This window comes from Symplocastrum torsivum (assembly GCF_059505465.1).
The window spans coordinates 1-13,069 of the sequence record NZ_JCACKQ010000092.1 but is presented as its reverse complement, the minus strand read 5'-3'; the positions used below and the strand labels follow the sequence as shown (position 1 = coordinate 13,069).

9 protein-coding genes and 2 pseudogenes are annotated in these 13,069 nt (G+C 48.2%); 6 read left to right on the top strand and 5 right to left on the bottom strand.

Annotation, left to right across the window (positions count from 1 at the left end):
* Positions 1–44: 44 nt before the first annotated feature.
* From AC5JL3_RS23205 to AC5JL3_RS23195, 3 genes are all read right to left on the bottom strand, one after another.
* A complete protein-coding gene (locus tag AC5JL3_RS23205; RefSeq protein WP_496076728.1) occupies positions 45–1,406 on the bottom strand; it encodes a hypothetical protein in 1,362 nt (453 codons plus the stop codon).
* 449 nt (positions 1,407–1,855) lie between these two features.
* On the bottom strand, positions 1,856–3,430 hold the full coding sequence (locus AC5JL3_RS23200) for a helix-turn-helix domain-containing protein (protein ID WP_496076727.1): 1,575 nt from the start codon (positions 3,428–3,430) through the stop codon (positions 1,856–1,858).
* Positions 3,430–4,506 (bottom strand): ParB/RepB/Spo0J family partition protein, encoded by a 1,077-nt coding sequence (locus AC5JL3_RS23195; protein ID WP_496076726.1) that lies wholly within the window; start codon positions 4,504–4,506, stop codon positions 3,430–3,432. The genes AC5JL3_RS23200 and AC5JL3_RS23195 overlap by 1 nt, the downstream gene beginning before the upstream one ends.
* A 168-nt stretch (positions 4,507–4,674) precedes the next feature.
* On the opposite strand from AC5JL3_RS23195, the gene AC5JL3_RS23190 reads away from it, so the two are divergent.
* The 3 genes and pseudogenes from AC5JL3_RS23190 to AC5JL3_RS23180 all read left to right on the top strand — a co-directional run bounded on the left by AC5JL3_RS23190 (position 4,675) and on the right by AC5JL3_RS23180 (position 6,762).
* The gene (locus AC5JL3_RS23190; RefSeq protein WP_496076725.1) at positions 4,675–5,061 is read left to right on the top strand and encodes a helix-turn-helix domain-containing protein; all 387 of its coding nucleotides are present in this window, start codon (positions 4,675–4,677) and stop codon (positions 5,059–5,061) included.
* A 688-nt stretch (positions 5,062–5,749) separates the two neighbouring features.
* Positions 5,750–6,537: pseudogene (locus tag AC5JL3_RS23185) on the top strand (nucleoside hydrolase); the annotation flags it as partial.
* A 57-nt stretch (positions 6,538–6,594) separates the two neighbouring features.
* Positions 6,595–6,762, top strand: a complete 168-nt coding sequence (locus AC5JL3_RS23180; protein WP_496076729.1) for a PEP-CTERM sorting domain-containing protein — start codon at positions 6,595–6,597, stop codon at positions 6,760–6,762.
* A 173-nt stretch (positions 6,763–6,935) separates the two neighbouring features.
* Here AC5JL3_RS23180 and ampC read toward each other — a convergent pair whose 3' ends face one another.
* Together ampC and AC5JL3_RS23170 are read right to left on the bottom strand one after the other, a co-directional pair.
* A complete protein-coding gene (gene ampC / locus AC5JL3_RS23175) occupies positions 6,936–8,144 on the bottom strand; it encodes a class C beta-lactamase (protein ID WP_496076724.1) in 1,209 nt (402 codons plus the stop codon).
* A 129-nt stretch (positions 8,145–8,273) separates the two neighbouring features.
* Positions 8,274–8,454, bottom strand: a pseudogene (locus AC5JL3_RS23170) (IS701 family transposase); the annotation flags it as partial.
* Positions 8,455–8,890: 436 nt separating this feature from the next.
* On the opposite strand from AC5JL3_RS23170, the gene AC5JL3_RS23165 reads away from it, so the two are divergent.
* The 3 genes from AC5JL3_RS23165 to AC5JL3_RS23155 all read left to right on the top strand — a co-directional run.
* Positions 8,891–9,475, top strand: a complete 585-nt coding sequence (locus AC5JL3_RS23165; protein ID WP_496076723.1) for a DsbA family protein — start codon at positions 8,891–8,893, stop codon at positions 9,473–9,475.
* Between the two features lie 52 nt (positions 9,476–9,527).
* The gene (locus AC5JL3_RS23160) at positions 9,528–11,336 is read left to right on the top strand and encodes an NB-ARC domain-containing protein (RefSeq protein WP_496076722.1); all 1,809 of its coding nucleotides are present in this window, start codon (positions 9,528–9,530) and stop codon (positions 11,334–11,336) included.
* A 303-nt stretch (positions 11,337–11,639) separates the two neighbouring features.
* The coding region (locus AC5JL3_RS23155) for a filamentous hemagglutinin N-terminal domain-containing protein (protein ID WP_496076721.1) at positions 11,640–13,069 on the top strand (1,430 nt) is incomplete at its 3' end.

Sequence of the window (13,069 nt, the reverse complement as noted above, 5' to 3'; positions counted from 1 at the left end):
TAAGTATATTGTCTCATTGACAACAATTACTTTGCCTTAACTTGTCACGAATGGGCTAACCCTGAATCATAGCTTTTGCCAGTGCCAGTCGCTGACGAATCGAAGATGAACTTAGCTCCTCCTTGCACGGCTTGAACCCAAGCTTCTAATCTCTGACCCGCTTCATATTGGATAGTTGGAGGGGTTGGTGGGGGTTCAACTTCAACGTCTCCACAGGACGCAAAGCCCCAGCGGGAGCGTTTCTTAACCAGTTGAGCCAAACGGTTTTGCAGTTTAGGTAGCCATCCGAATAAGTCCTTAAATCCGTGGAGCTGGCTGTCTGGGTTGTGGCAAAGTAGTTCAAACTGAGCTACAGTAATGAACTGAATTTCATCTTCACGTCCTGCAACGAGTAGATCATCGATGTCTAAATGTTCGCCCTTAGTGGTTTGACCCCACCAGGCGACTCGAATTTCATAACCCCATTGCTGTACCAGCCTGAAGGTGGCTCGGTACTGCCGCAGGACGTGGAAATTGGCGATCGCACCTGCATCTGGGTAAAAGTCAATGGTCTTGGTGTTCAGTTCGGTGGATAGGACATCTAGGGACTCTTTGAGTTGTTGCTGTGAGGCGACAAAGTTGCCTCCCGCTGCTCCCAGGCAGGGCTGACCCAATCGCGTTGCTACGATGTAGGGCTTGGGGTTAGTGCCTTCACTCATGCCGATGCTGCGGCGTTGGATTGCACCGAGAGGACGCCACACAGCGAGGGGTAGTTCGCCATTGGGAAGGTGAGCAGTGGGTCCGTTGGGGCGAAATTGTGAGCGGCTGGTGGACCACTTATATTTATTTTCGGTGGCATTGTCGAAGCGAACTTGGAACCCAGTAATGTGCCCGTAGATATCAAAGATGGGGCAGCCAATTCCCTGTTGTTTAATCGTGAGATACCGACCCCACAGGTCTATGCCAGCCAGTCGAGGGCTGATACCAATGAGTTCTTGATACGGTTCGATGCTGAAGTAGCAGGCGTGGTCAATTTGCTCGTTCGATAGACCACGTTCTTCTCGTAGGTGTTGGCGGTGCTGGGTGGAGAGACCCAACTGCTGGGATAGTTTGCGGATTAGGCGATCGCGTTCCTGACTGGGGAGAAGTTGAGTACAACGTTTTTCTTCTTCCTTGAGTCTTTGGGAACGCTCTTGTTCTCTAGAGCGGCGTAGTTCTTCCCACTGGTCGGAATTGCGATCGCGTCCGTCATCGACTGCCCATAGGAAGAACCCCCATTTGTCCTCACTGACACACTGATAGCCTGGTGCGGCAGTAACTTCGTGGCGACAGTGAATTAAATCGCTCTGTGTGTTCTCGCGGCAGTCGGAGCGTGCCCCGTTGCAGATTGGGCAATTTCTCTTCAGGTAATGCCATACGGAAACCATCCTCTCACACTCCCCTGTTGTTAGTTCGCTCAACTCCACCGCCTGCATAGAGTTATGAGGACTCTGCTGTAGCCAGTGCTTTGGCAGAGCGCAGGAGTGGTTTTTGTTGGTTGAACTAGAGTAGCGTGCGCGTTTTTTCGGGCTGGTGAGTACAAGCGGATCAGAATGATCAGAATGATCAGATTTGTACTCAAAAATGAAAGCCCTGCAATACAAGGATTACAGACAACAAAAATTTATTTTTGGGTAGAGTGAGGGGTATTTTTGGGTAGAGTGAGGGGTATTTTTGGATAGGGTGAGGGGTATTTTCGAGTACAACCAGGCGAATAGCAACCAAACCCAGTAGCAATAAGGGTTTGGCGTGTTTGGTAGGGTACAAAGCTTTTGAGTACTAAAAATTTCACCCTGATGGGTGCCGGGGAGTTGGAGCTGTGGAAGGTGGCGAGAACCTAGTTCCTAAAAACTTTAAGCAGACGTTCTCGGTTTGTCTCGCTTAGCCGACGTTCTCCATTCTCTAGGAGCGAGATCATCTTTTGACTGATTCCAGTAAGGGTACTCAAGTCCCTTTGACTTAAGCCCAGGCTAATCCTCTGGTCTTTGAGTTGTTGACCTGTCAATGCCGAGTAGTCTTGAGAAGGAGCTGACTGTTTTTTAGCCAAATCCTTTTTCCGTTTCTTCTTTTTGCACTCATCAATCTCATCCAGCTTCCCAGCAATATCTGCTGGTGGTAGAATCCACAGCTTGCCACTAAGTAGCTGTTCAAAACTACGGCGTGTGCGTCTTGTAAGGTCAGTAAGACGCCCACCTGGGCTTAAGTCGGCATCTTCAGACCAGAACTGAGCTGCCTCTTCAGGGTTGTTTGGGATTTGTGCTAGTGGTTCTGTATCAAGTAATGCAGGCCAGTATTGGAGTGGATAAGTGTCAGGGTCGGCTTTAATGTTCCATCCTCGCTCCAGTAAAACCCTAAGCGCTGTTTCCCAACGTCTGAGTAACTTCTTCCGCTCATTTGAAAAGGCTTTGGCTGCTTCTATTAAAGAAGTGCCAAATGCCACGTTCATCAGCGTTTCCACCGTTAGTGGACTGGTCTGATTGACCTTAGTCTTAAACAAGAGCCAGGTCATCAGACGCACGGCACCTTCATGGTGATGCCACAGGCTCATCAAGTCATGTAGTAGTCCCTGAGATAAAATGCCGTACTCGTAGTAGCCCAATTTGTTCCGGCACTTCTCCTGGTTGAGAAAGTACTGCGCCCAGTTTCCGCAGCGGATTTTAAGGGTGAATCCTACAAGCTTCTGTTCGCCGATAGGATTACCTTCACAATCTTGAAAACAATCTTGGAAGTGCAAAATCGGCTCTGCAATCTCCCACAGCCAAGTGCGGCTGACGCTAAATGAGCTAACCGCTCCCTTTGACGGCCAAGAAACATATACCAGGAGATTACAAGGTTGTCTCGCCAGCTCTAACATTAACTGCAACTTCTGCTGTTTGTTCAGTTTTTTATTCTGGTTCAGACCTAGGTATCGTTCTAGCTGGATATCGCTCAGGACGAACTGCTGTTCCCAGGGACGGTCAAGCTGCGTAGCGTGAGCGGCATAGATGAGATGCATACAGGCAGCACGGATATCAAATTGCTCAATCAGTGCTAGTGCTGCTTCCCCTTCTAAGATGGCGGGTTGGAGTCCAGGCAGCTCGTCAGTTACCCAGAAGGTAATGTACCCTTTGCCTTTGGCAACGGGAACTTCATAGTAAGGTGGCCCTTGCTCTGGGACAGCCCAATTGAGATCTCGTCCTTGTGTCAGAATGTTGCAACCCTCCCAGATTAATCGGTTGGATGCCATGTAGCTCGTTCTAGCATCGGGGAATAAATTAGGACTGGTCGATGGTCGGTTAATGGTGCGATACCTTCCCTTGTGAGGGGTAGGGTTGGCACTGGGAGTTGAGGGAAGCTCTAACTCAGTAATCTCAAGTTGTGATGTTCCTGATTGATGGGAAGTATTTCTCTCACTATTATCTAAGCTCGGCATCAGTTTTGTCCTCCCTCAGGGACTTGCCCTGATGCTGACTCAAGGACAACGAGCGCCCAGTCCACTACACTCATTCCAGAAGCTCGTGCTGCATCCTGAAACTTGGAGCGTAAGTATTCGGGAAACTCTATAGAAAAAGTTTGAGGCTTGATAAGTTCAGGTGAAGTTTCGGACTGCTCTGTAGTAATTATCTGTTCCACGTCCCTGTCACACCACAAGTCACATTCTTCTCCTCGCGTACAGGCATCTTTGTCAATGAGGCTTAGCGTTCCCAGATGGGTGCAGTGAAAGCTATGATTCTCGATGAGCCGGTCTCTGTGCTGACAAGTCCAGCAACTGCGAATCGTATTAGGGAAGCGATCGCTTTGATGGGAAAGTAGAAATTCACTCCCTTGAATTGAGGGTGTTAGGTTGTCGCGATGACTGCTGTTGTCTTCTGGATTGTTTGCTCGCTTTCGGGTTAAGGTGAGGAGCTGATAAGCCGCATCTACACTTTTCGAGTTTAAGGTGCTGCGAAGTCGTTGAGCGGTTTGCAGATTTCCGAAAACAGTTTCCTTGTCAATCGCCTCAACGACTTTAGCGGCTTTGGAGTAGGTGCGACCTGAACCTAGATTGACAAGTTGGGCAAGGCGATCGCGGGTTCTACCTCTTTGACCTTGTGGAAAATTTTCCACAAGGTCAGGATTATGGTTGGGTCGAGTTCCAGCTAGTTCAATTTGTCTCATTCTAGCTTGATAGGATTCAATTTCCTTCCAAACTAGGGCTTCTCGGACTTTCTGCTCGGTGGTTTTGTCGCGGCTTTGATTCTCTCTTAGCAATGCTTCTAGCTCAGCGGCTTCGTCGCTAAACTCTCTCTCCTCTACGGGTACGCTCTGCCACTCTAAGGTCAATGCAGCCTTCCATCGTCGATGTCCGCTAATGATTGTTCCGTCCTTGGTTATAACTAAAGCTTTGACCCATCCCGATTTATGGATTGCGTCAATTAGCTCGGTCACATCTTCGTCCTCACCATAGATCGAGGAGTTTTTGGGATGGGGTTTCAACTCTTTAGGGTTGACTTGACTGTATACTGACATTGGATTTGAGCTAAAGACTGCGTCAGTTGACAGGGCAAAGAATTATCTACAGTTGCTCAAAGCTATGAGTGACATATCACTCGCATTTGAATAGTTGATTACTCATTACTTTACCGCGTTTGACCTCAAAAAAGTGGTGGGCAAGTTTAGATCGCCTAGTATGGTTTTATGGACTCAAAAACTGAACGGTTAGCAAGAATAGTTGCTGAGTTGCGAGGCTCCAAGAGCCAACGCCAGTTTGCTAAGGAACTTGGTGTTAGCCAATCGTCAGTTAGGTTTTGGGAGTCTCATCTTGCTTGGCCAGAGACAGAAAATCTGGAGAAACTGGCGGCTTTAAGAGGATGGAGCCTTTCTGACCTCCAAGCTTACTTGGTAGATGGAGAGTTACCAGAGGAGGAACCGTTAGAACAGGTACTAAGAACGGTACGTTCGCTGCCACTGGAGGCTGTAGCTCGGGTAGCCGCTGTGGCTGTGGAAACGCTAGCCAAAAAAAGTCTTGCGACTCAGAATTCTATAAAGTCGATGCACAAGGCAGTAGACCACAAAGCTGGATAAGGTGCTTGGTAGAGACTGCACCACATTGAGAGAAGCAGGAAATCTTATATTGACGCTTAGCCAATCCTCAAACTTGACGTTTTTTAGGACGACTTTTGGAGAGGAGCGCAAATTTTTAGCGGCAACTGCTGCCAGGTTTCTTCCGGATAACCTAGGGTTCATTCTAGGGTAAGCTCTCAACTGTCACAGTGTGACAATGGCAGCTAGAACGTAATAGGAAAACTTTGTCCTAGCTACACCGGAATATTCCACATAAGCTCATCAGCCGTGAAGTGTTGCAGAAAGTGTTTTCGCACACTGTTCATTCGTCTCAGGCAAGTCACACTCATGCTAGCCCACGGTTTTTTATTAGCTGGGATTAGTAACAACACTCGTGAATGGCTCCTCACATCTACCGCTTGACTTGAAACCATGAAAAAGAATATTTTCACCTAAATCGCCGCTACTGTAGCTACTAGTGCAGCACGGCGCAAATAACTATCCAGTTAAAAAAGGTTAAAAAGCTTACTGTGCAAGCTTTCTTTCATAACAGCCCTCTGCCTCCTATCTTCTGCCTTCTTGCACTAGTGTGGCGATTGCTGTTGCGCTCGCCGTTGACGCTCCCTCATCAAATGCCGCTTCCCTAACACCCACTCCGCTGATCGTGGATGATGATGGGAGTCAGGATGGATTAGCTGCCTTAGCGTATATGCTGGCAAATCCCAACTTCGATGTTCAAGCGATCACGATGTCCCACGGGGTTGCCCGCCCAGAAAGCGAAGACTTTCAAAACGGTCTCAAGCGAATGCTAGGACTCCTAGATGCGACTGAGATTCCTGTTGGCATTGGCAGCCCTGTACCTCTTGACGGGAACAATGCCTTTCCTGACTTTATCCGAAATGATGCCGATAACTTTTTTGCTCCCTTTGTTACACTGCCAGAGGAGATTCCCGCTATCGAGTTTGAGTCGGCCGCCGAGTTGATTGTGGAAACAGTCAAGAATTCTCCAGAACCTGTAGCGATTCTCTCAACGGGGTCGCTCACCAACATTGCCGAAGCGTTACGGATCGATCCTTCTATCATCAACAACATTGAAGTCCTTCAGATTATGGGGGGGCGGTCTTTGTTCCTGGAAATTTGGGAGTACTGCCTGAGGCACCTTTCTCCACAAACACCGTTGCCGAGTTCAACATTTGGGTCGATCCGCTTGCCGCCAGTGAATTCTTTGAGGCGGGTGAGGAAGGTTTGAACATCCAACTAACTCCCTTGGATGCCACAAACAAGATTGCCTTTGACCGTGAAGACTATGAGGCATGGCTGGCAACCGGCACTCCTGAAAGCGTTTTGGCGGCTCAATTGTTGGACTTCTCTCTAGTTGTAGTCGGTGGTGATGTAAACCCAAATCCGCTGTGGGACATGGTGGCGGCAATCAATCTGAGTGAGTCAGCGTTCTCACCGGAAACACCTCTGCATATTGAAGTTGATACCGAATCCGCCCCAGGTGCCACTCAAGGACAAACCAACGCTGTTTCTGGCTTACCTCCTAATGTTTTTGTGTCTCTAGAGCCGAGTTTTGATAATTTACCGTTTAATGCCAGTGAAGTCTTCTCTTACCTAGAAGAGACAAAGTCTGTACCTGAACCCACCTCAGTTTTTGGCTTGCTAGCTCTTTTAGCGATTGGTGTCGGTTCTCAACTCAACAGAAAAGCCAAAAAACCCTAGTAGAGATACTCGCTGACGCAATTAGGTGACTAGGCGGGACAGATAATCGAAACAGGGAGAACACAACCCCAATTTGATACACCTTCTTTAATACCTCACATCTATTAGTGAGGTGTTTGATCTTGTACTGAAGTGACGTAAAGAAGATAGCCTTCTCGTCGGTGATTTGAGAATTAATTCAAGTATCTGTTTAAGTTGATAGTACCTCTCGACACGTTGTCGGTGTCTAACCGATTCAGTATTTGATGGGCGACCATCACCCGCGCATCGATTGGGTAGTTCTTATTCGCCAAGAGGACGATTCCGAGTGCCTTCTCCGGGATGAACGCGACGTAGGCAGCGAAACCGTTCGTCGAACCAGTCTTGTTGATCACAACGTTCTCCCTCGGCGGCGACGGAGGAGCGATCTCGATCACTGGATTAGCCTCGTAGCTTATCTTTGCGGAGTTTCCGGCAAGCAGGTCTTTCAAGGCGACCGGATAGGAATATTGCTCCCAGATCAGATCCTGCGTCATCTCGCCGATCCTGAAGTATCCGGTGTGCGTAGCGACGAGCGCACGTTGCAGCTTCTCATTAAGGCTGAACATCCCCAGGTTCGCCTCGACGAAGTGAACCAGGTCATCGGCTGTAGTCCTGATACCATAGGTTTCCGACGCAAGGACTCCGGGCACCATCCTAATCGGCTCGTCATTCTTTGTGTAGCCTTGTGCATAGTTTTTCCTCTCGAAAGAGGGAACGTCGAGATAGGTACGGTTCATTCCCAGCGCGGGAAAAAGCTTACCTTGCATGAGGGCAACGAAATCCTCGTTCAGGCTCTTCGCGGCAATCATGCCGAGCATCCCGATGCTCAGATTGGAGTAAGTCCGATATGTCCCTGGAGCGTAGGTCGGTTTCCAGTTCCTGAAATACTCCATCAGTTGGTCGTTGTTCGTAATTTCGTCAGGGACTTGCAACGGGAGACCACCTGACGTATGCGTCCCAAGGTTTAGCAGACTCACCTTATCGAAGTAGCTGCCTTGTAAGGAAGAGAGGTACTTGCTCGCAGTATCGGACAACGAGAGAGCGCCGTTGGCTTGCGCGTAGGAAGCCAGCGTCGCGGTGAACGTCTTGCTAATCGATCCGATCTCGAAAAGCGTGTCGCCAATAACAGGCTTCCGAGTCTCCTTGGAGACCACGCCGTAGTCGAAGACGTAGTGCCCACCCCTCGTGACGATCCCCACGGCCATCCCAGGGATGCCGTATTGCAACATCACTGGCTGGATTACTTCATCCACGGCGCTCTTGATGTTGTTGCAATCATCATCGACCGCGTAGCTAACATTTACCGCCACGCATAGGGAAACGAGCATTGCAGTCAGGAAACTCAAAGCTCTGGAATTCATGCTTTTCGGGTCTCCTGTAGTTCGACCAATCTGTTAACGATCATGCTCCGGCTTAGGCGCGAACGGCTTGATGGCTCAATGAACACAGTAGGCTTGAGCATATCATTCAGCTATCGGCAAGTAAACGATTAATTGCGATAATCTTCGCTCTCTTAATTGGGTTACTGACCAAGGTGATGCAAGCTATGAAGTGATGCAGTGCTTGACCAGATTTTAAACTAACTACTTTCGCGATTTCTGGGATAGATTTTCTTTCAATTCCTGAGATTATTTCTAAATGTAAATATTTAAAACATTCATAACTTCTCACTATTGAGTGCTGCCAACACAAAGGTTCATCGGGAAGTAAAAAAGTTTATCGACGACCTGGGAGACTTTTTTACCATGTTTGGGTTCAGCGCGATCGCCTCTTAAGTACAGGTTCATATCAAACTTAAGTTTGATATGAACCTGTACTTAAGTTTGATATGAACCTGTACCTCGGATCAACCAATTATTGATCGTTGTGTTGCTTAAAATATAAACCTAGTATTGACGACAAATTTGAGTGAGTCCTCTAAATTACTAATGAAAGGAGGTTATAGTAAACAATTTTTGGCAGGTGTCCCATACCAAAGCCTCTGCCACAAACTGTTAATTCTTTACCACTCTTAATTTGTAAAATCATACAAACGATTAAAGAGTTGAAAAACACAGTTTCACAGTGCTTCTCGCACGACAAACGCTCTTTGCTTCAGAGGTTTAGAATGAGCCACGATATTCCTGCTAACGCACCTGGCGATCGCCATCAATTAGTGGTACCCCCCTCTGAACAAGACCATCGGCAAGGTTCACTGGATGCGAGAGTTGTGCTCGTTGAGTATGGGGATTATCAATGTCCTCAATGTGGAGAACTTTATGCCTTGATTAAAACAGTTCAAGAACGGCTCAACGCTACCTTTTTCGAGGAGAACTATCTAGGCTTTGTGTTCCGACACTTCCCTCAACCTCAAATCCATCCTCAAGCTCAGAAGGCAGCAGAAGCAGCAGAAGCTGCGGGGGCACAGGGGCAGTTTTGGCAGATGTCTGAAATCTTACTGGAGCATCACCAAGATTTGAGAGACTGCAATCTGGTGGAGTATGCCAACAATTTAGGACTTGATGTTGCCCAGTTTCTTCGAGACATTACCAGAAGAGTGCATATCGAGCACATCAATGAAGACATTGAAAGTGGGATTCGCAGTGGAGTAACCAGCACACCCGCCTTATTCATCAATGGTCTTCGATACACAAACGCTTTAGAACTTGAGCCATTACTCGCTGCAATTCTTGAATCTGGAAATCTTTCATAACAAGTAAATTTCATCAACAAACTAGCAATTGCTCTTAAGGAGAGGATAACAAATGACTAACACTGCACTGAAAATGCCATTGCAATCCTCTGTGTATATTCAGAATCCCAAAGCTGATTGCACCCCTCGCCAACTGAAATCCGATCGCGCCCAACACAAGCCTCAAAATTCTATCCCGCCTCGTAGTCGCACACGCGGAGTTATCTTAACAGTGCAGGGATGGAATAAACTCCAAAGGGCAAAGTCTAGGGCAGAGTTTCAAGAGAATGCTGGCGATCGCTTCACCTTTGAGAAATTGAGTGAACGCACACAATTGTCATTGAATACCATCTCCAGAGTAATGGCACGCTTAGAACCTGTAGACCGATATTCGCTCTCTAGAGTCTTTGAGTCGTTTGGCTTGGAATTGAATAAAAGCGACTACTCTCGCCCAAACTCGCCATTGAAGGGACTAGATACCCGACAGCAGCATCCAAACCAAGACTGGGGTGAAGCCGTGGATGTGTCCCTGTTCTGCGGGCGTGAAACAGAACTGACAACACTACGGCATTGGGTATTGGAAGAAAACTGTCGGATGGTTGCCGTGTTAGGGATGGGTGGAATTGGTAAGAGTACCTTAGCGGTCAAACTTGCATCGCAAATTGAGCAAGAGTTTGAAGTTGTCGTGTGGCGATCGCTGCAAAATGCACCCTCACTAGAAGAGCTACTAGAGAGTATCTTGCCATTTCTGCTGCACGCACAGGGAGAAGACCCAATGCTGCCTGCTAGCTTAGATCGGAAAATAGCCAAATTCATGGACTGCTTGCGCTCCTCACGGTGTTTGCTGATTCTGGATAACATGGAGACGATTCTCGCCAGTGGAGACCAGAGCGGGCGGAGTCGAGCCGGCTATGAGGGTTACGAGCAGTTGCTCCAGTACATTGGAACCGTTCCTCATCAGAGTTGTGTGATTTTGACCAGTCGCGAAAAACACCAACAGATTGCACTGATTGAAGGAGAAACACTGCCTGTACGCTCATTACAGTTAGGTGCAATGAAGCCAAGTGAAGGGCGAGGGCTATTTGAGCAAAAAGGGCAATTTATCGGCTCCAAAATGGAGTGGAATGCACTGATTGAACATTATGGCGGTAACCCCTTAGCCCTAAAGCTTATCGCTGCATCTACCCAAGCACTCTTCAACGGCAGAATTGCCGAGGTCTTGAAGTATGTTGAACAAAGCTTATTTGTGTTTGATGACATCCGCAATCTGCTCGATCGCCAATTTGAGCGCTTGTCAGCTTTAGAGCAGGAAGTAATGCTGTGGTTAGCGATTAATCAGGAGCCGATCTCTCTAGATGAGTTGCGAGAAAATTTAGTCAGCACTGCCTCTACATGGGAGCTGCCGGGAGCATTGAACTCGCTGTTGCAGCGATCTCTAATTGAGAAGGCGGAGCCGACGCTGATTGAGCCGACCACTCTTGAGCTGATCGAGCAGAACATCACCCAGTTCAGCTTGCAGCCGATGGTCATGAAGTATGTATTGGAACGACTGATTCGGCAAGTCTGTCATGAGATCGAACAGCAGCAGGTTGGTCTATTAAGAACTCATTGTTTATTCAAAGCAGAAGCTAGCGATCTGCACGATGCCGCAGCGCAATGCGATCGCGTTGGCGAACTGCAAAAAAACCTCATTATGCAACCCATTGCAGAATGGCTTCTGACAGAAGCCAACAAGCCACAAGAAATTGAGCAGTGGCTTGCAGAATTACTAGAGCAGCAGAGTCAAGCTTCCCGGCAATCTGGCTATACAATCAGCAACCTCCAAACCATTCTTCAGATGTTGACCTTCAGTGGAGGTGTGAAATGCACGTTGAAAAAGTAGGCTACATCGGCTATAAGCTCTATACTCTAGGATGGCAAAACAGTCAACATAAGCATCTTTCTTGCCTTCAACATTTACTACTTAGTGCTTTTGTGTACTACCGGCGAGGATTTGAAGAGGGTTCTGAGTGGATTAGGGACTAGCTTCAAGGGAATCAGCATGAGTTGGAGGAAATGTTGGGATGAAGTAACGCTGGAACCGGAGTGAGTAGCTCGTTTGAGTTCACTGTCTTGGTGTGTCGTGATCAGGTTACTTACTCGTAGCAAATTGCATCAATAATCGCTATATGGGAGGCAAGACTTGATGAGTGGGTGGCATCTAAATACATGGGTTTTGATGGGTAGTGCTGTGTGGGGACTCGGTTGTTTTCAACCACTCGCCGCTCAAGTAATTCCAGATAACACGCTGCCTGCGGGAGAGCGATCGCAAGTCACAGGCAATCCCAATTTTCAGATTGACGGCGGGGCAACGCGGGGTGGCAATCTGTTCCACAGTTTCAGCGACTTTTCCATACCCACCGGAGGCTCTGCCTTCTTCAACAATGCGGCAGATGTGCAGAACATCCTGACGCGAGTCACAGGTGGGTCGATTTCTAATATTGATGGATTAATTCGAGCCAACGGTACGGCAAACCTGTTTTTGCTCAATCCGAATGGAATTATATTTGGCCCGAATGCGAGTTTGGATATCCAGGGGTCGTTTGTGGCAACAACAGCCGAGCGGATACAGTTGGGGGATAGTGGCTATTTCAGTGCAGTACAACCGCAAACGAGTAGTTTGCTTTCTGTCAGTCCGGGAGCGCTATTTTTTAATGCAGTTGCCAATCAACCGACGGCGATTATTAATCAGGGGAATTTATCAACAGGGAAACATCTTACCCTATCGGCTGGCAATCTGGACTTGCAGGGACAGCTACTCTCTGGGGGAGATTTGACGTTAGAAGCGCAGGATACTGTGAAAGTGCGCGATACAATCGCTAGCCCTGTTATAGTTACTTCTGGCAGAAATCTGACCATTCAAGGCAACCAGAGCGTTGATATCTTGGCGCTGAACCATCCTCAGTCAAAGATTCAGAGTGGGGGGAATCTCAACTTAGTCAGCGATGGCGATATTTCTGGAGATGCTCGTTTTGAGAGTGGTGGTAGCCTGTCGATGCTCACCTTATCAGGCACTCCGGGCAACTTTGTCAGTTGGTTTGACCCCATTATTCAAACCAATGGGGATGTTTTGTTTGGGGACTATACAGGCGTTGCTCTGAAGGTGGAAGCAACGGGCAGCATTGAGGGTGGAAATATCCGGATTACGGGTCCGGATACCGCTATTCCTGCTGACGACCCAGATTTCGACACACTCACAAGTCGTCCATCGGTGATTTTACGGGCAGGGTTACCTTCCGTCAACGCTCCTAACGTTCCTGAGAATGCTGGAGGCACGGGGTTCGCACCTAGTTTAGGGCTGCCACTGGGGATTACTGTTGGCAATATCAATACTTCTTCGGGTAACGGTGGGAATGGAGGGGACATTATACTCTCGGCGGCAAATGGCAGCATTAACACTGGCGGTTTGTTCTCTTACTCGCTGTCTGAGTCAGGCAATGCAGGTCAGGGGGGCGCGATTAGCTTAACTGCTGACAACGGCAGCATTACCACTGGCTTTTTGGACTCTACCTCGTTCTCTTCCTCTGAAGGCGATGCGGGTCAGGGGGGCGCGATTAGCTTAACTGCTGCAAATGG